The sequence below is a fragment of the Streptantibioticus cattleyicolor NRRL 8057 = DSM 46488 genome (assembly GCF_000240165.1).
GTDB classification, from domain to species: Bacteria; Actinomycetota; Actinomycetes; order Streptomycetales; family Streptomycetaceae; genus Streptantibioticus; species Streptantibioticus cattleyicolor.
Window position 1 is genome coordinate 369,329 of record NC_017586.1, and the last position, 15,445, is coordinate 384,773.

The 15,445-nt window shown below is 73.7% G+C and carries 14 protein-coding genes; 5 read left to right on the forward strand and 9 right to left on the reverse strand.

The features are described 5' to 3' along the window. Positions 1–24: 24 nt before the first annotated feature. Both SCATT_RS01415 and SCATT_RS01420 read right to left on the reverse strand, forming a co-directional pair. A complete protein-coding gene (locus tag SCATT_RS01415; protein ID WP_014141083.1) occupies positions 25–1,236 on the reverse strand; it encodes a cytochrome P450 in 1,212 nt (403 codons plus the stop codon). Positions 1,237–1,287: 51 nt separating this feature from the next. Further along, the gene (locus SCATT_RS01420; RefSeq protein WP_014141084.1) at positions 1,288–1,491 is read right to left on the reverse strand and encodes a ferredoxin; all 204 of its coding nucleotides are present in this window, start codon (positions 1,489–1,491) and stop codon (positions 1,288–1,290) included. Positions 1,492–1,731: 240 nt separating this feature from the next. Between SCATT_RS01420 and SCATT_RS01425 the strand changes: the two genes are divergently transcribed. Continuing rightward, on the forward strand, positions 1,732–2,199 hold the full coding sequence (locus SCATT_RS01425) for a MarR family winged helix-turn-helix transcriptional regulator (protein WP_014141086.1): 468 nt from the start codon (positions 1,732–1,734) through the stop codon (positions 2,197–2,199). A gap of 194 nt (positions 2,200–2,393) precedes the next feature. On the opposite strand, the gene SCATT_RS01430 is transcribed toward SCATT_RS01425, so the two are convergent. Together SCATT_RS01430 and SCATT_RS01435 are read right to left on the reverse strand one after the other, a co-directional pair. Further along, positions 2,394–3,641, reverse strand: coding sequence for a S53 family peptidase (locus SCATT_RS01430; RefSeq protein WP_014627286.1), 1,248 nt, complete (start codon positions 3,639–3,641; stop codon positions 2,394–2,396). Between the two features lie 466 nt (positions 3,642–4,107). Next, on the reverse strand, positions 4,108–5,349 hold the full coding sequence (locus tag SCATT_RS01435; RefSeq protein WP_014141088.1) for a S53 family peptidase: 1,242 nt from the start codon (positions 5,347–5,349) through the stop codon (positions 4,108–4,110). 541 nt (positions 5,350–5,890) lie between these two features. On the opposite strand from SCATT_RS01435, the gene SCATT_RS01440 reads away from it, so the two are divergent. Then, a complete protein-coding gene (locus SCATT_RS01440) occupies positions 5,891–7,774 on the forward strand; it encodes an acyltransferase family protein (protein WP_014141089.1) in 1,884 nt (627 codons plus the stop codon). Between the two features lie 35 nt (positions 7,775–7,809). On the opposite strand, the gene SCATT_RS01445 is transcribed toward SCATT_RS01440, so the two are convergent. Continuing rightward, the gene (locus SCATT_RS01445) at positions 7,810–8,793 is read right to left on the reverse strand and encodes a helix-turn-helix domain-containing protein (RefSeq protein ID WP_014141090.1); all 984 of its coding nucleotides are present in this window, start codon (positions 8,791–8,793) and stop codon (positions 7,810–7,812) included. Between the two features lie 279 nt (positions 8,794–9,072). On the opposite strand from SCATT_RS01445, the gene SCATT_RS01450 reads away from it, so the two are divergent. Beyond that, on the forward strand, positions 9,073–9,834 hold the full coding sequence (locus SCATT_RS01450; RefSeq protein ID WP_014141091.1) for a G1 family glutamic endopeptidase: 762 nt from the start codon (positions 9,073–9,075) through the stop codon (positions 9,832–9,834). Positions 9,835–9,901: 67 nt separating this feature from the next. Here the strand turns inward: SCATT_RS01450 and SCATT_RS01455 are convergent, their stop codons facing one another. Then, on the reverse strand, positions 9,902–10,714 hold the full coding sequence (locus SCATT_RS01455) for a DUF1345 domain-containing protein (RefSeq protein ID WP_014141092.1): 813 nt from the start codon (positions 10,712–10,714) through the stop codon (positions 9,902–9,904). A gap of 42 nt (positions 10,715–10,756) precedes the next feature. After that, the gene (locus SCATT_RS01460; RefSeq protein ID WP_014141093.1) at positions 10,757–11,440 is read right to left on the reverse strand and encodes a response regulator transcription factor; all 684 of its coding nucleotides are present in this window, start codon (positions 11,438–11,440) and stop codon (positions 10,757–10,759) included. A gap of 100 nt (positions 11,441–11,540) precedes the next feature. On the opposite strand from SCATT_RS01460, the gene SCATT_RS01465 reads away from it, so the two are divergent. Continuing rightward, complete coding sequence (locus SCATT_RS01465) at positions 11,541–12,743, forward strand: UDP-N-acetylglucosamine--N-acetylmuramyl-(pentapeptide) pyrophosphoryl-undecaprenol N-acetylglucosamine transferase (RefSeq protein WP_014141094.1); 1,203 nt, start codon at positions 11,541–11,543, stop codon at positions 12,741–12,743. After that, positions 12,740–13,744, forward strand: a complete 1,005-nt coding sequence (locus tag SCATT_RS01470) for an SDR family NAD(P)-dependent oxidoreductase (RefSeq protein WP_014141095.1) — start codon at positions 12,740–12,742, stop codon at positions 13,742–13,744. Before SCATT_RS01465 ends, SCATT_RS01470 begins: the two co-directional genes overlap by 4 nt. A gap of 55 nt (positions 13,745–13,799) precedes the next feature. Here SCATT_RS01470 and fahA read toward each other — a convergent pair whose 3' ends face one another. After that, positions 13,800–15,026, reverse strand: coding sequence for a fumarylacetoacetase (fahA, locus tag SCATT_RS01475; protein ID WP_014141096.1), 1,227 nt, complete (start codon positions 15,024–15,026; stop codon positions 13,800–13,802). 85 nt (positions 15,027–15,111) lie between these two features. Then, positions 15,112–15,264, reverse strand: coding sequence for a hypothetical protein (locus SCATT_RS38420; RefSeq protein WP_014627290.1), 153 nt, complete (start codon positions 15,262–15,264; stop codon positions 15,112–15,114). Between the last annotated feature and the right edge of the window lie 181 nt (positions 15,265–15,445).

The following is a 15,445-nucleotide window of genomic DNA, read 5'->3' on the forward strand; positions in this document are numbered from 1 at the left end:
GGCCGCCCCCGCACCGCCCTTCGGTCACCAGGCGACGGGCAGCTCGTGCACCCCGTAGATGGCCATGTCGGTGCGGAAGCGCACGTCCTCGAAGGGGATCGCCAGCCGCAGCCCGGGCAGCCGCCGCACCAGCGTGGCCAGCGCCACCTGGAGCTCGACCCGGGCCAGCGGCTGGCCCAGGCACTGGTGGACGCCGAAGCCGAAGGCGAGGTGGCGGCGGGCGTCCTGGGTGATGTCCAGGTCGTCCCCCCAGGGGAACGCCTCCGGGTCGCGGTTGGCGGCGGAGATCATGAACAGCACGCCCTCGCCGGCCCGGACGGTCTCGCCGCCGATCTCCAGGTCGTCCTTGGCGACCCGGGCGACGCCCGACTGGACGATGGTCAGGTAGCGCAGCAGCTCCTCGACGGCGCTGGGGGCCAGGGCCGGATCGTCGCGCAGCGCGGCCAGTTGGCCGGGGTTGCGCAGCAGGGCGAGGGTGCCCAGCGCCGTCATGTTGGCGGTGGTCTCGTGGCCGGCGATGAGCAGCAGCAGCCCCATGCTGGCCACTTCGTCGTGGCTCAGTTCCGGGCGGGCGGCCAGCTTGCCGATGATGGAGTCGTCGGGGCGGGCGCGCTTGGCGGCGGCCAGGTCGCCGAGGTAGTCCAGCAGGTCGTCGCGGGCCTCGGCGACCTGCTCGGGGGTGGTGTTGTTGTGCAGCATGATCCTGCTGCGTTCCTGGAAGAACTCGTGGTCGGCGTAGTCGACACCGAGCAGCAGGCAGATCACCAGGGACGGGATGGGCAGCGCGAAGTCGGCGACCAGGTCGGCCGGTGCCCCCTTGGCGATCATCCGGTCCAGGAAGTCGTCGACGATCTCCTGGATCCTCGGGCGGAGCGTCTCGGTCTTCTTGATCATGAAGTCCGGGGTGAGCATCTTGCGCAGCCGGGCGTGTTCCGGGTCGTCCATCCGGATGAAGCTGGTGTTGCCGCGCCGGTCGGAGGCGAGGGCACGGCGGTTGGGGGTGATGAACGGGAAGCCGGGGCGGTCGGCCTCGGAGCTGAGCCGCCGGTCGCGCAGCGCCTCGCGGATGTCCTGGTGGCGGGTGACCAGCCAGCACTGCGAGCCGTCCCACAAGGTGACGCGGGTGACCGGCTGTTCGTCGCGGGCGCGCTGGTAGGCGGGGGGCGGGTCGAAGGGGCAGCCGCCGCTCTTGGCGGCCGGGACGGAGAACGTGCTGCCGGGGTGGGTGATGGTCATCGCGGGCGTCTCCTCGGGGTTGCCGTGCCGGTTGTGGCGTGCCGCGGTGGGTCAGGCGTCGTGCACGGTGATGGCGCCGGCCGGGCAGAAGCTCGCCGCCTGGTGGAGCTGGGGGCCGAGCTCCACGGCGGGTTCCTCGGTGAGCAGTTCCACCAGCCCGTCCTCCTCGCTCTGGTCGAAGACCTGCGGTACGGCCAGTACGCACTGGCCCGCACCGCAGCAGCGGTCCCGGTCGACGCTTACGCGCACGGTCATCACTTCTCCCTGATGTGCCCAATCAGCTGACGGGGGAGCTCAATTACCTAACAAAGGCAATTAATGCTGTGGTCACGTTAACTCCGCCGCGACGGAGCTGGACAGGGCCCGGCACGGCCCGATGCAACTTGGCCGGTTCCAGATGGTGACAGGACCGTTCGTCAGTGAACTGCGGTACATTACGCGGCCGTTCGGTCGCGGCCAGTGCCCGTTCCCACACCGGGTCGCTACAGTTCCGGCATGTCTGATGCCGCCGCCCAGCCCGACACGGCCGATCTCGAACGCGTCCTGTTGGCGCTGTCGTACCTGCTCACCCGGGCGCAGGAACACATACGCACGGTGGCCAAGGCGGACGTGAAGATCGGCCGCTCGGACGTGCACCTGCTGATGGCCCTGGAGGAGGGCGGCGGAAGCTGCCGCGTCGGCGACCTGGCGGCACGGCTACTGGTGGAGGCGTCCCACGTGACCCGCCAAGTGGCCCAACTCCAGGCCCAGGGCCTCGTCGAGCGGACCCCCGACCCGCAGGACCGGCGTGCCCGCAACCTCACCATCACGCCATCCGGCAGCGCCCTCCTCACCCGCCTCCGCCGCGCCCGCCAGGACTCCCTCCGCGAGGCCCTGGACGGCGTGAGCGCCTCCGACATCGACGCCACGGTACGGGTGCTCAGCCGCCTGATCGACAGCGTCGCCCGCCGCACGACGGAGTGAGCGGGGCCGGGAATGCCCGGCGGCCCCGAGAGTTACCCTCCCCGGCAGGCGCGGGGACGACACTTGCCGACCTGCGGCGTTGCCACGCGGACGCAGACTCCCCTCACCCTATGTCCGGACCGGCAGGTCGCACCGGCAACGGCACCAGGCCCGGCACCGAGAACGGGGCCGGGCCTGGTGGTTGGCGATGTGGGTCAGTGATGGCGGGAGGCGGCGGCCAGGGCGGGGACGAAGCGGGCGGCGTCCACGGTGCCGACGCCGGTGGCCATGTCGTAGCCGCGCACGGCGGTGTAGCCGGTGACGCCGGCGTAGCTGTTGTTGGTGCCGTCCTTGACGTCGACGATGCCGGTGTAGGGGTTCTTGGCGGACTTGGCGTTCAGCGCGTACAGCGCGGCGTTGATGTCACCGACGCGGTGGCCGGCGTACTGGTCGGCCAGGGCGATGACGCCGGAGAAGAGCGGGCTGGCCTCGCTGGTGCCGCCGGAGACGCCCCAGCCGGTCGCCTTGGGGTCGTAGCTGGAGTAGACCCAGGCACCGCCGTTGACCGCGGCGGCCATCGACACGTCCGGGGTGCCGCGGCGGGCGCCGACCACGGACCGGACGCCGTTCTGGAAGGCGGGGCGGGTGAAGACGTGCGACTGGCCGCCGCCGCCCGCGCCGTTGTCGTTGTAGACGCTCTCCGGCTTGACGCGGTTGCCCTTGTCGTCCAGGTGGAGCTGGGTGCCGCCGATGGAGGTCACCAGCGGGTCGGAGGACGGCCAGGAGTTGACGCGGTACTTGTAGTAGCCCTTGCCGTCGGCGGTGCTGTCGGTGGCGCCGCCGTCACCGGAGGAGCCGAGCACGGTGACGTTGTGCTTGGCGGCGTCCTTGAAGGCGTACCGCAGCTTCTCGATGCTGGAGAAGTCGCCCTTGTCGAAGCCGGGGAAGGTGTTCTCGGTGGCGCCGAAGCTCTGCGTGATGACGTCGCCTATGCCGTGGTCTATCAGGTACTTCTCGGCCGACATCATCTCCGGCAGGCCGGTGACGCCCTCGGTCTCCGCGACCGCGGTCTCCACCAGCACGATCTTGGCGCCGGGGGCGACCGCGTGCGCCATCTCCACGTCCAGCGCGGTCTCCCCGGCCCAGCCGGTCATGTCGGAGTTGTTGGGGTCGAAGGGCGGCACCTTGCCCCACTTGACGACCTGCACCTTGGTGCTGGGCAGGCCGAACTGCTTGCTGTAGACGTCCAGGTCGTGCTGGACGGTGGGCGAGCCGAAGGAGTCGACGATGACGATCGTGCGGCCCTTGCCGGTGACGCCCTTCTTGTACAGCGAGTTGAGGCCGTACGCCTGCCGGTACTGCAACGGCGAGTAGCAGGCGATCTTCCACTTGGCCTGGCACTGCTCGGTCGACAGCGGCGTCGGGACGGCCCGGACCAGACCGTGGCCGGCGATCGCGGGCACCGCCGTGGTGTGGGTGGCGGCCGGGGCGGCGACGGCCGATCCCCCCGTCTGGGCGGCGAGCGCGGCGGCGGCTGCGAGGGCGACGGCCCCGCCGTGGCGGTCACGGCACGGGTCCGGGGACGAGCTGGGCGCATGTGTTCTCCCTGTGTGGAGTGGAGCCGCGACGACTGAGCGGAGCGGTTCCCGCGATCCCATCTGGCCGATCATGAACCGGACAAGACTGTTGGCCCGTTGCTGTCGAATGCTTTACCCGAGCGGTCTTTTCTTTACCTGTACATGGCCAGCCCATGGGTACCATCCGCGCACGAAATCGGGCATACCTCCCGACCGCCGCCATCGGGCCGGGTGACACCCGAAAACCGGGTGACAGGCTGTCGTCGTGCGGGAGTTGGGCCGGTCGCGGGCACACACCGGGCCCCGGCCGCCTGAGGCGGCCGGGGCCCGGGTCACTCACCGAGGCAGGGCGTCAGCCCTTGAACGCCTCGGTGCCGTTGGGCGTACCGAGCCCGGTCGGGCCGTCGTACCCGGGGCCCGCGGTGCACATGCTGGTGCCGCCGCAGTCACCGTTGGAGCCCTGGGTCACATCGTTCAGCGCCGAGGTGTGCTGGTACGGGAAGGAGGCCGGGTTGCTGCCGGCGGACGGGGCGCCGGCCAGCGCGTAGACCGAGGCGATGATCGGGGCGGAGGCGCTGGTGCCGCCGACCACCTGCCAGCCGCCGGACTGGTAGCTGTCGTAGACCGCCACACCGGTGGCCGGGTCGGCGACCGCGGAGACGTCGGCCACGCTGCGCTTGGCGCAGTCGCCGCCCTTCTGCCAGCTCGGCTTGGCCTCGGTGGTCGAGCAGCCGGAGCCGGTGCCCTCACCGCCCGCGCTGGAACCCCACACCTTCTCGCTCCAGCCTCGGGAGCTGGAGTCCTTGGTGAGCGAGGTGCCGCCCACCGCGGTGACGCCCGGCGAGGCGGCCGGGTACTCCACCCCGTAGCCGGAGTCGCCCGCCGAGGCGGTGATGACCACGCCCGGGTGGTTGAAGTACTGGCTGTCCGCCTTGGCGTCGGAGGCGTCCTCGCCGCCGCCGTAGCTGTTGGAGACGAACTTGGCGCCCTTGCCGACCGCCTGGTTCACCGCGGCGCCGAGGTCGTCCATGCTCGCCGAGTTGGCCTCGACCAGCAGGATGTGGGCCTTGGGCGCGATCGCCGAGACCATGTCGAGGTCGAGGGAGATCTCCCCGGCCCAACCGGCGTCGGCGCTCGGGTAGTTGTGGCCGCCGTTCTGGTCGATCTTGGAGAAGCAGCCGTTGCCGCTGGTGCAGTCGGGCAGCCCGTACTGCTTGCGGTAGGCGGCCAGGTCCTTCTCGGCGTTGGGGTCGTCCTGGGCGTCGACGATGGCGATGGTGGCACCCTCGCCGCCGTCCGCCGGCAGCTTGTAGGCGCTGCGCAGGTCGTCCGGGCCGAAGCCCTGCGGGGCGTCGTGCGGGCCGATGGCGTGCTTGGCCATGACGTCGGTGCGCACCAGCGCGTTGCACGCCATGTAACCCGGCTTGCTGGGCTCCGCGCACAGCCGCTTGACGTGGGGTCCGGCGGCGGCCGGAGCCGCCCCGGCCGGAGCGGTGATCATGTACGAGCCGGCGACCAGCAGGGTCAGCGCACCTGCGGCGACGGCGGTCCTACCACCGACGCGGCGGCGCTTGGCGTGGGTCGGTATGTGCAAGGAACGGCCCTCCCTGGGGGGATGGGGACGGCGTTCGGCGGGCGCCCGTGGGGGCCGGCACCGTACGCGGTCCCGGGAACTGTCCACTGCGGCGGCACCGCACCCCGTCGACGGCCTCGGCGACGGGGGTGGGGGCGATGCGAGGGCGGCGCGGTACCCGCGTCGACCGCCATGAAGCGTACAGGCATGCACATGACAGACCAGCGGTTCCAACTGCCACCCCGCCGAGTGGTGGTCCCAGGAAGCTAGCGGACGGATCACCTCCGCCACAAGGGCCGTCGACACACCCCGGCCGCCCCCGCCCGGCCGGACGGCACGCCGGTGCGCACGGTACGTGACGGCGGCCGGACCGGCGCAGCGCGGACACCGTGGCCGCCTCCACCACGGCTCACTCGAACGAGTGGAATCGTCATATCACCATAACAACCGGCAAAACCCACGGTCGACGCGGTGGTCGGACACCCGCCGGACGGCTCGTACGGTCGGCAACCGGACCCGCCCCGGGCTGCCCGCGACCCCGGACAACCGTGACGCTCGGTCAATGAACATCGATCAGCGGCCGGCCCCGGCGGCACCCGGAACCGCGCGGGTCGCCGGACTCGACGGACTGCGCGCCGTCGCCGTCGCCGCCGTGGTGGCCTACCACGTGCACCCCTCCTGGCTGCCCGGCGGCTTCCTCGGGGTCGACCTGTTCTTCGTCATCAGCGGCTATCTGATCACCAGTTGGCTGATGGCCGAACGGGTGCGTACCGGACGGTTCCAGCTGCGCGCGTTCTGGGTGCGACGCGCCCGGCGGCTGCTGCCCGCGCTGTGGGCCATGCTGCTCGTCACCGCCTGCGCGGCCACGCTGACCGGCGGGGACTGCTGGGCCGGGCTGCGCGGCAACCTGCTGGCCGCGCTGACCTACAGCAGCAACTGGTGGCAGATCAGCCGCCACGACACCTACTTCGCCGGGGTCGGCGTCAAACCGGTGCTCCAGCACCTGTGGTCGCTCTCGGTGGAGGAGCAGTTCTATCTGCTGTGTCCGCTGCTGCTGTTCGCGGTCACCACGGTGCTGCGCCGGCGCCGCCTCCAGGTGGCGCTGCTGCTGGCGCTGGCGGTGCTGTCGTTCACCGCGATGGCCCTGGTCTTCTCCCCCGACACCGACACCTCGCGGGTGTACTACGGCACCGACACGCACGGCGGCGGGCTGCTGCTGGGCGCGGCGGCGGCGTTCGCGGTGCCGCTGGCCCGGGCGGTGGCGGCGCGTTCCCCCGGACGGATCACGTCCGCCGACGCGCTCGGCGCCGCCGGGTTCACGGTGCTGGCCGCCGCCGCGTTGCTGCTGGACGGCACCGGGGCCGGGGTCTACCGGGGCGGGCTCGCCGTCGCCACCGCCGCCGCGGTCGCCGTGGTGGTGGCCGCCGCGGTGCCGGGACGGATCGGACGCGCGCTCTCCCGGCCTCCGCTGGTGTGGGTGGGGCGCCGCAGCTACGGCATCTACCTGTGGCACTGGCCGGTGATCGCGGTGTGCGCCGCGCTCGACCCGGGCGCGCCGGCCTCACCGCTGTGGCAGCCGGTCGCGCTGGTGGCCCCGGTGCTGCTCGCGGCGGCCTCGTACCGGCTGGTGGAGGAGCCGGTCATCCGGCTGGGGGTACGCGGCTACGCGCGGGAGCTGACCGCTCGTCACCGCGCCCGGGCCGCGGTCCGGCCGCGGCAGGCCCTGGCGGTGCTGGTGTCCGCCGCCGCCGTGGTGACGGTGGCCGGCGCCGGGATCGTCCGCGCCCCGTCCAGCACCGGGCTGGAGGCGCAGATCAGCGCGGGTGAACGGCTCGCCGCCGCCCGTCCGCCGGATGCCGCCCGCCCCGTCCACCGCACCGACGACACCGCGGCCGACGACCCCGACGACCCCACCGACCCCGACCAGGCACCGCTGGACGAGGAGGAGGCGCCGGCCAGGATCACCGGCGCCGACGTCACCGCGGTCGGCGACTCGGTGATGCTCGCCGCCGCCCGGGACCTTCAGCGCAAGCTGCCCGGGATCGTGGTGGAGGCCAAGGTGGGCCGTCAGATGGACGCCGCCCCCGAGCTGCTGCGCCGGCTCGCCGGCGCCGGCCGGCTGCGCAAGGTCGTGGTGGTGGGCCTCGGCACCAACGGCGGGTTCCCCAAGGAGACCGCCGAGAGGCTGCTGGCCGTCACCGGGCCCGCCCGCCGCGTCCTGTTCGTCACCGTCCATGCCCCCCGGACCTGGCAGCCCGCCGTCAACGCGACGCTGGCCGACACCGTGCGCGCGCATCCGTCGACGACGCGGCTCGTGGACTGGGACACCGCCATCTCCCGTCACCCGGAACAGTTGTGGGCCGATCGCATCCACCCCCGTCCGTCCGCCGGCACCGAGACCTACGCCGCGCTGATCGCCTCCGCCGTGCAGCGCCTCGGCCCCTGACCGCTCCGCGGGCCTCCGGACCGCCCGCCCGCCGGTCACAACAGCCCGGCGCGGGCGGCCTGGATGCCGGCCTGGAACCGGGTGCGCGCGCCGAGGGAGTCCATCACCTCCCGCACCCACCGCTGGACGGTACGCGGCGACACCCCGAGCTGGCGGGCGATGCTGTCGTCGGTGAACCCGGCGGAGAGCAGGGTGAGCAGCTCCATCCGGCGTTCCGCGGCCGGGTCGGCGGGGGACCAGGTGTCGGCCACCCGCACCCCCCGGTGCCAGTAGGCGGCGAACATCGCGCCGAGCGCGTCGAGCAGCGTGGAGGCGCGGACCAGCACGGCACCGGTGAGTTCGGCGCCGGTGGTGGCCGGCAGCAGCGCCCAGCGGTCGTCGACGAGCGCGAGTTTGCAGGGGAGTTCGGGGAGCATCCGGGCCTGTTCGCCGGCGGCCACGGCGTCCCGGATCTCGGCGAGCCGCCCCGGCGCGTTGACCGAGCCGGCCTCGTACACCACGCGGATGCGCACCCCCCGGTCGAGGAGTTCGCGTTCCACGGCGGTGTCGGCGCGCACGATGTGCGGGGGTTTGTCGAACATCAGCAGGTTGTGACGGGCGGCCTCCTGGAGCCGGCGCCACAGTCCGGCGATGGCATCCTGGCCGGTGACCACGTCGACCAGGTCGGCGGCGTGCGGTTCGTGGCCCCGCCGGTAGGCGCGCATCAGCTCGGCGACCCGGCCGCGGGTGCGCAGCAGTTCGGCCTCGCGGCGCAGCAGCAGCGCCTCCACGGCGACGTCGGGGGCGGCGGCGGACCAGTCGCCCGGCGGGTCGTCGTGCCGGTGGACCAGACCGTGGCCGTGCAGGGCGGCCAGCAGCCGGGCGGCCCGTTCCTCGCCGACGCCGAGATCGGCGGCGAGACCTGCCACCGTGGTGCGGGAGAGCGCCAGCATGCGCCGGTAGGCGGCCTGTTCCGGCTCGGGGATGCCGAGTCCGTCCAGCAGACCGCCCGCTGCCGGGCGCGATACGTCCGGTATCAACCTGACCGCCCTTCGGACACGGACGGATACGCCCCCCGCGGCCGGCTCCGGGCCCGGTCCCGCCCGCCCCCGGGCATCATGTCATGTTCTGGCCATGACGGGTTCCCGCTGATCCCGGCGTCTTGAGGCGGTCCGGCACCGGACCCACCATGAACCGCGGCCGGACGAAGGCCGCCTCGTTCCTCGTCGCGGCGGGTCGCACGCCACCGTTCCCGGGCCCGCGCCGACCCCCGTCCGGCCCTTCCCCAACTCGTCCTCCCCCCACAGGAGACCGGTCACATGGGCACGCACTCAGGCACCAGACGGAACACCGCCGCCATCACCCGCGCGACCGCCGCCGCCGCGCTGCTGGCCGCCGCGCTGGTCCCGGCCGGGACCGCCCCCGCCGCCGGCTTCGGCCCGCACGCCCAGCGCTACCAGGACAGCAACTGGGGCGGCTACGTCGCCCACGGCACCTTCCGCAGCGTCAGCGGTTCCTGGACCGAGCCGCACGTCACCTGCCAGACCGCCGACGACCTGTTCGCCCCCTGGGTCGGCATCGACGGCGACGGCTCGCAGACCGTGGAGCAGACCGGGGTGCAGACCGACTGCTCCAGCGGCTCCCCGCAGCTGTCCGCCTGGTACGAGATGTACCCGGCGGCCCCGGTCTACTGGAACGACCCGGTCGACGAGGGCGACCACATCACCGCCTCGGTCACCGCGGGCAGCGGCGGCCGGTACACCATCACGCTCTCCGACACCACCAAGGGGTGGACCGAGCACACCACGCAGTACCTGAGCGCCGGCAACGCCAGCGCCGAGGCGGTCATCGAATCGCCCACCCAGAGCTACCCCGCCTTCGACCAGCTGGACTTCTCCGGTGTGACCGCCGACGGCCAGCCGCTCGACGCCTACTCCCCCGAGGCGCTGACCAGCGGCGGCTACTCCCCCGGCCCGCTGAACAACGGGTCGTTCTCCATGACGCCCGGCGGCTACGCCAACCGCGCCCCACACGCGGTCCGGCCGCACGGGCACCACCGGCCCGCCACGATCCACTACTGACCGGCCGGCCGGGGACGACGGTCCGGCGCCCACCCTGCCCCGGCGGCCGGACCGTCGTCCGCGCACCTCACTTGAGGATGTTGACCGCCCGCGCGATCACCAGGGCCACGGTGATCAGGGAGACCGCGGACTGGGCGAGCATCAGCATCTTGGCCCAGCGGGACAGGGGCATGACATCGGTGGGGCTGAACGCGGTGGCGTTGGTGAAGGAGAGGTAGAAGTAGTCGAGGAAACCCGGCTCCCACCCCGGCGGGGCGAGCGCGCTCTCCTGCATCTGCGGGAAGAGGAAGTCGGGGTACTGACGGGTGCCGGCGGCACGGTGCACCGGACCACCGCGGTCCCATTCCCAGTACCACAGCGCGAAGACGATGACGTTGGTCAGCCAGATGCCGGCCCCGGTCATCAGCAACGGCCCGGCGTCCTCGCCCTCGCGCCCCAGCACCAGCCCGCGGACCAGCGCGGCGGCCGACCAGCCGTTGGCGACGCTCACCAGCGCGGCGAGCGCCAGGCTCGCGGAACGCATCAACGGTGAACGCCGCCTTATCCGGCGGGGGTTTGCGGCGAAGAGACCGATCAGCAGCACGACCTCCAGCAGTGGCAGCAGCCAGTGCGGCCGGAAGCTCAGCCGCGGTGGCAGCGACCACTGCACGGCCGCCGCGAGGAGCACCGCGGCGGTCACGGCCCAGCGCTGCTCGCCCTCGGTCTCCCGCCGCCAGGCCGGCTGCTCGGCCGGTGGCCCGTGGCGCGACGGCCGGGCGCCGGGGGCGGTCGTACCGCCGGTCAGCAACTGCTCGATCCGGTCCAGCCGCCGGTGCAGGTCACCGGCGAGCCGCCGCGGGTCCGCCGGCTCGCCGCCCTGGTCACTGTCTGTTGCGTCCATGGGCCCATTGTGCGGGGCGCCACCGACAGCCTTCCCGGCGGCTCACCCGCCCAGCCGGTACCCCACCCCGTGCACGGTGTGCACGATGCGCGGCTCGCCGCCCGCTTCGAGCTTGCGGCGCAGGTAACCGACGTACACGGCAAGGGAGTTGGAGTGCGGGCCGAAGTCCGCGCCCCACACCCGTGCCATGATCACCTCACGGGGCAGCACCTGTCCCGGGTGCTCCATGAGGACTTCGAGCAGGGCGAACTCGGTACGGGTGAACTCCAGCGGCCGGCCGCCGCGGGCCCCGGTGCGGCTCGCCGGATCGGCCACCAGGTCGCCGTACCGGTACACACCCTCCTCCGGGGCGGGGGCGGCGCGGCGCAGCAGGGCGCGCAGCCGGGCCGCCAGCTCGTCCAGGGCGAACGGCTTGACCAGGTAGTCGTCGGCACCGGCGTCCAGCCCGTCCACCCGGTCGTGCACCGAGTCGCGGGCGGTGAGGATCAGGATCGGGGTGCGGTCGCCCAGCGCGCGCAGCCGGCGGCAGACCGCGAGGCCGTCCAGCACCGGCATCATCACGTCCAGCACGACGGCGTCCGGCTGCCAGGCGGCCAGCTCGCTGAGGCCGGCCAGCCCGTCGCCGGCGCCGCGCACCGCGTACCCGGCCACCGCCAGCCCGTCCTCGACGGCCGCCCGCACCTCCGGGTCGTCGTCGACGACCAGCACCTTCGCCCCGTCGTTCATGTCCGCACCCGCGCCGTGCCGCTCATGACGCCCAGCATGGCAGACCGGGCGGAGCGCGCTGTTATGACCTTCTTAGAACGGTTCACCAAGGTGACCGGTCATGCGGACACAACACAACGGCCCGCCCGGGGCCGGCGGCCGTCGCAGGCTGTCGGTGGTCATCGGCGCGGGCGGCACCGGCGGACACATCTATCCCGGCCTCGCGCTCGCCGAGGCGCTGCGCCGGGCCGAGCCGGACGCGGAGGTCTCCTTCGTGGGCACCGAACGCGGCCTGGAGACCCGGCTGATACCACAGGCCGGTTACCGGCTGCACACAGTCGACATGATCCCGTTCGACGCGTCGCTGGGGCTGCGCCGGTACGCGCTGCCCGCGGCGCTGCTGCGGTCGGCCCGGGCCTGCGTGCGGATCCTGCGCGAGCAGGGCGCCTCGGCGGCGGTCGGGATGGGCGGCTACCCCAGTGCCCCGGTGGTGCTGGGGGCCTGGATGGCCGGGCTGCCGTGCGTGGTCCACGAGTCCAACGCGGTGCCGGGCCGGGCCAACCGGTTCGCCGCCCGGCTCACCCCGCACGTGGCGCTCGCCTTCGACCGCACCCGCGACCACCTGCCGCCCGGGATCCGCCCGGAGACGGTCGGCATGCCGCTGACCGAGCAGGTGACGGCGAACGTCACCGGTGCGGCGCGGGCCGCGCTGCGCGCCGAGGCACGGGCCCGCCTCGGGGTGCCGGACGGCGCCCGGCTGGTGCTGGTCAACGGCGGCAGCCTGGGGGCGGCGCGGCTGACCGAGGCCGCCGTGGGGCTCGCCGCGCGCTGGCGGGACCGGCCGGACGTGCGGCTGCTGGTCAAGACCGGTCCGGCGGCGCTGCCGGTGACCGCGGCCCGGCTCGCCGGCCACCCCGGGGCCCGGGCGGTCGCCTATCTGGACCGGATGGACCACGCCTACGCCGCCGCCGACCTGGTGGTCTGCCGGGCCGGCTCGGCGACCGTGGCGGAGCTGGCCACCGTCGGCCTGCCGGCGGTGCTGGTGCCGTATCCGCACGCGCCGCACGACCACCAGACGCACAACGCCCGGGTGCTCACCGACGCCGGTGCCGGGCTGCTGCTGCCGGACGGCGAGTGCGTCGCGCACCGGCTGGCCGCGCTGGTCGAGCCGCTGCTGGCCGATCCGCGGCGGCTGGCCGCGATGGGGCGGGCGGCCGGCCCCGGTGACCACGCCCGCGCCGCCGACCTGCTCGCCGCCAAGGTGCTGCGGGCCGCCGGCCACCCCACCGCCACCCCCCACAACCACCCGAGGAGCACCGCATGACCGACACCGTCCACCCCGCCGACTGGGCCGGCCGCACCGTACTCGTCACCGGCGCCGAGGGCTTCATCGGCAGCGCCCTGATCGACCTGCTGGTCCAACGCGGCGCCAAGGTACGGGCGTTGGTGCACTACAAGCCGTACGCGGAACGCGGCCACCTGGCCGGCCACCTCGCCTCCGGTGCGATCGAGACGGTCGCCGGGGACGTGCGCGACGCCGGCCTGGTGCTGGACGCGGTGGCCGGCTGCGACACCGTCCTCCACCTCGCCGCGCTGATCGGCATCCCGTACAGCTACCGGTCCCCGGAGGCGTACGTGCAGACCAACGTGGCCGGCACCCAGCACGTGGCGGCGGCCTGCCTGCGCCACGGCGCCCGGCTGGTGCACACCTCGACCAGCGAGGTGTACGGCACCGCGCTCACCGCGCCGATCGGCGAGGACCATCCGCTCCAGCCGCAGTCGCCGTACTCGGCCTCCAAGATCGGCGCCGACATGATGGCGCTCTCCTACGCGCACGCCTTCGAGCTGCCGGTGACGGTGGTGCGTCCGTTCAACACCTACGGCCCGCGGCAGTCGGCGCGGGCGGTGATCCCGGCGATCCTGGCCCAGCTCCACTCCGGGGCGCGGCGGATCAGGCTCGGCTCGCTCACCCCCACCCGTGACTTCACCTACGTCACCGACACCGCCGAGGGCTTCCTCGCCGCGGCGGTCGCCGAACGGGCCGTCGGCGAGGTGGTCAACCTCGGTACCGGCAGCGAGATCTCCATCGGCGACCTGGCCGCCGAGCTGATCGCGGTCTCCGGGCGGGACGCCGAGATCACGGTGGCCCCGCAGCGGCTGCGCCCGGCCGGCAGCGAGGTGGAACGGCTGCTGTCGGACAACGCCAAGGCCCGCGAGCTGACCGGCTGGCGCCCCCGGGTCACGCTCACCGAGGGGCTGCGCCGCACCTCGCGCTGGGTCGCCGACAACCTCGACGCGTTCGCCCCGCACCGCTACCAGGTCTGACCCGTGCGGCCCGCGCGGCGCCCGCAGGTGCGCGGACGCCGCGCGGGATCACGGCTCACCTGGCCGGCAACACGCGTCCGGTGACCTCGCCGAAGCCGACGCGGGTGCCGTCCCGGCCGGGGGCCCAGGCGGTGATGGAGACCTCGTCGCCGTCGGCGAGGAAGCCGCGTTCGGTGCCGTCCGGCAGGCGCAGCGGTGTCCGGCCGCCGCGGGTCAGCTCCAGCAGGCAGCCCAGTTCGTCCGGGCGGGGGCCGCTGACCGTGCCGGAGGCGTACAGGTCGCCGGTGCGCAGGCTCGCGCCGCCCACCGTCATGTGGGCGAGCATCTGGGCGCCGGTCCAGTACATCGTGGCGAACGGCGGCCGGGAGACCACGTGTCCGTTGATCCGGATCTCCAGCCGCAGGTCGAGCCCCCACGGCTGCTCGTCGGCGTCGTCGAGGTACGGCAGCAGCGGGGTGTCGCGCGCCGGCGGGGCGACCCGTGCGGCGTCGAGGGCGTCCAGCGGCACCACCCACGGCGAGACGGAGGTGGCGAAGGACTTGCCGAGGAAGGGGCCGAGCGGCTGGTACTCCCACGCCTGGATGTCCCGCGCCGACCAGTCGTTGACCAGGCAGACGCCGAAGACATGGTCGGCGAAGGCACCCTGCGCCACCGGCTCCCCCCACACCGAGGGCGCCCCGACGACGAACCCGACCTCGGCCTCGAAGTCGAGCCGGGCGGAGGAGGCGAAGACAGGTGACGCATCGTCAGGAAGCTTGCGCTGACCGCTCGGACGCGTCACATCGGTGCCGGAGACCACGACGGTCCCGGCCCGGCCGTGGTAACCGATGGGCAGGTGCTTCCAGTTGGGCGGCAGCGCCTCGCCGTCCGGCCGGAACAGGCGGCCGGCGTTGGTGGCGTGGTGTTCGCTGGCGTAGAAGTCGACGTAGTCGGCGACCTCGATGGGCAGCCGCAAGGTCACCTCGGACAGCGGGTGCAGATGCGGGGCGACCGCGTCGCGGTGGGCCGCCCCGGTGAGCCAGTCGGCGACCGCGGCGCGGACCCGCCGCCACGCCGGACGCCCGGCCGCCAGCAGCGGGCCCAGCGTCGGGTGGCCGAGCAGTCCGGCGTCGGGCGAGCCGACGGCACGTGCCGCCGCCCCGGCGTCGAGCACCTGGTCGCCGATGCGGACGCCGATCCGGCCGCGCCCGGGGTCGTCCGCGGTGGCGAACACCCCGTAGGGCAGGTTGTGCGGTCCGAAGAGCCCGGCCGCCCCGGCATCCAGCGGGCTGACATCTGGCATGGTGTGCCTCGCCTTCCACGTCTCGCTTGCCACGTCGGGTCGACGCGCGACGATCAGGCTACGGGGTGCGGGCGGCGCCCCGTGATCACCAGCGGCGCAGGGCCATCAGCCGGCGGCGGACGTCGGTGCGCTGGCGCGGCAGGCGGGGTGTCCGGGCGGCGCCCGGCGCGGCCTCGTCGGCCGTACGGGCGGTGTGCTCTCCCGGAACGGGACATTGCTGGTGCGGTGCGGTGTTCATGGCTGGCGTTCCCTCACGGTCGCTCCGGTGCGGCTGCGGACGCCGGTGGTCCGGCGGTGCGCTTCCAGGTGGAATACCGGACGCCCGGCGTGGCCCCGGCGGTTCCCCGCGGTCCGTAAACGCCTCGGCCGCCGCCGTGGTAACGCCGGCCCGGCGGGGGACCTGGATGGTAGGGCCATGG

Excerpts from the sequence above, each read along its gene's own strand:
- fahA (WP_014141096.1), bottom strand. The coding sequence starts at position 15,026 with ATGCCAGATGTCAGCCCGCTGGATGCCGGGGCGGCCGGGCTCTTCGGA.
- SCATT_RS01470 (WP_014141095.1), top strand. The coding sequence starts at position 12,740 with ATGACCGACACCGTCCACCCCGCCGACTGGGCCGGCCGCACCGTACTC.
- SCATT_RS38420 (WP_014627290.1), bottom strand. The coding sequence starts at position 15,264 with ATGAACACCGCACCGCACCAGCAATGTCCCGTTCCGGGAGAGCACACC.
- SCATT_RS01440 (WP_014141089.1), top strand. The coding sequence starts at position 5,891 with ATGAACATCGATCAGCGGCCGGCCCCGGCGGCACCCGGAACCGCGCGG.
- SCATT_RS01425 (WP_014141086.1), top strand. The coding sequence starts at position 1,732 with ATGTCTGATGCCGCCGCCCAGCCCGACACGGCCGATCTCGAACGCGTC.
- SCATT_RS01460 (WP_014141093.1), bottom strand. The coding sequence starts at position 11,440 with ATGAACGACGGGGCGAAGGTGCTGGTCGTCGACGACGACCCGGAGGTG.
- SCATT_RS01450 (WP_014141091.1), top strand. The coding sequence starts at position 9,073 with ATGGGCACGCACTCAGGCACCAGACGGAACACCGCCGCCATCACCCGC.
- SCATT_RS01420 (WP_014141084.1), bottom strand. The coding sequence starts at position 1,491 with ATGACCGTGCGCGTAAGCGTCGACCGGGACCGCTGCTGCGGTGCGGGC.
- SCATT_RS01455 (WP_014141092.1), bottom strand. The coding sequence starts at position 10,714 with ATGGACGCAACAGACAGTGACCAGGGCGGCGAGCCGGCGGACCCGCGG.
- SCATT_RS01415 (WP_014141083.1), bottom strand. The coding sequence starts at position 1,236 with ATGACCATCACCCACCCCGGCAGCACGTTCTCCGTCCCGGCCGCCAAG.
- SCATT_RS01465 (WP_014141094.1), top strand. The coding sequence starts at position 11,541 with ATGCGGACACAACACAACGGCCCGCCCGGGGCCGGCGGCCGTCGCAGG.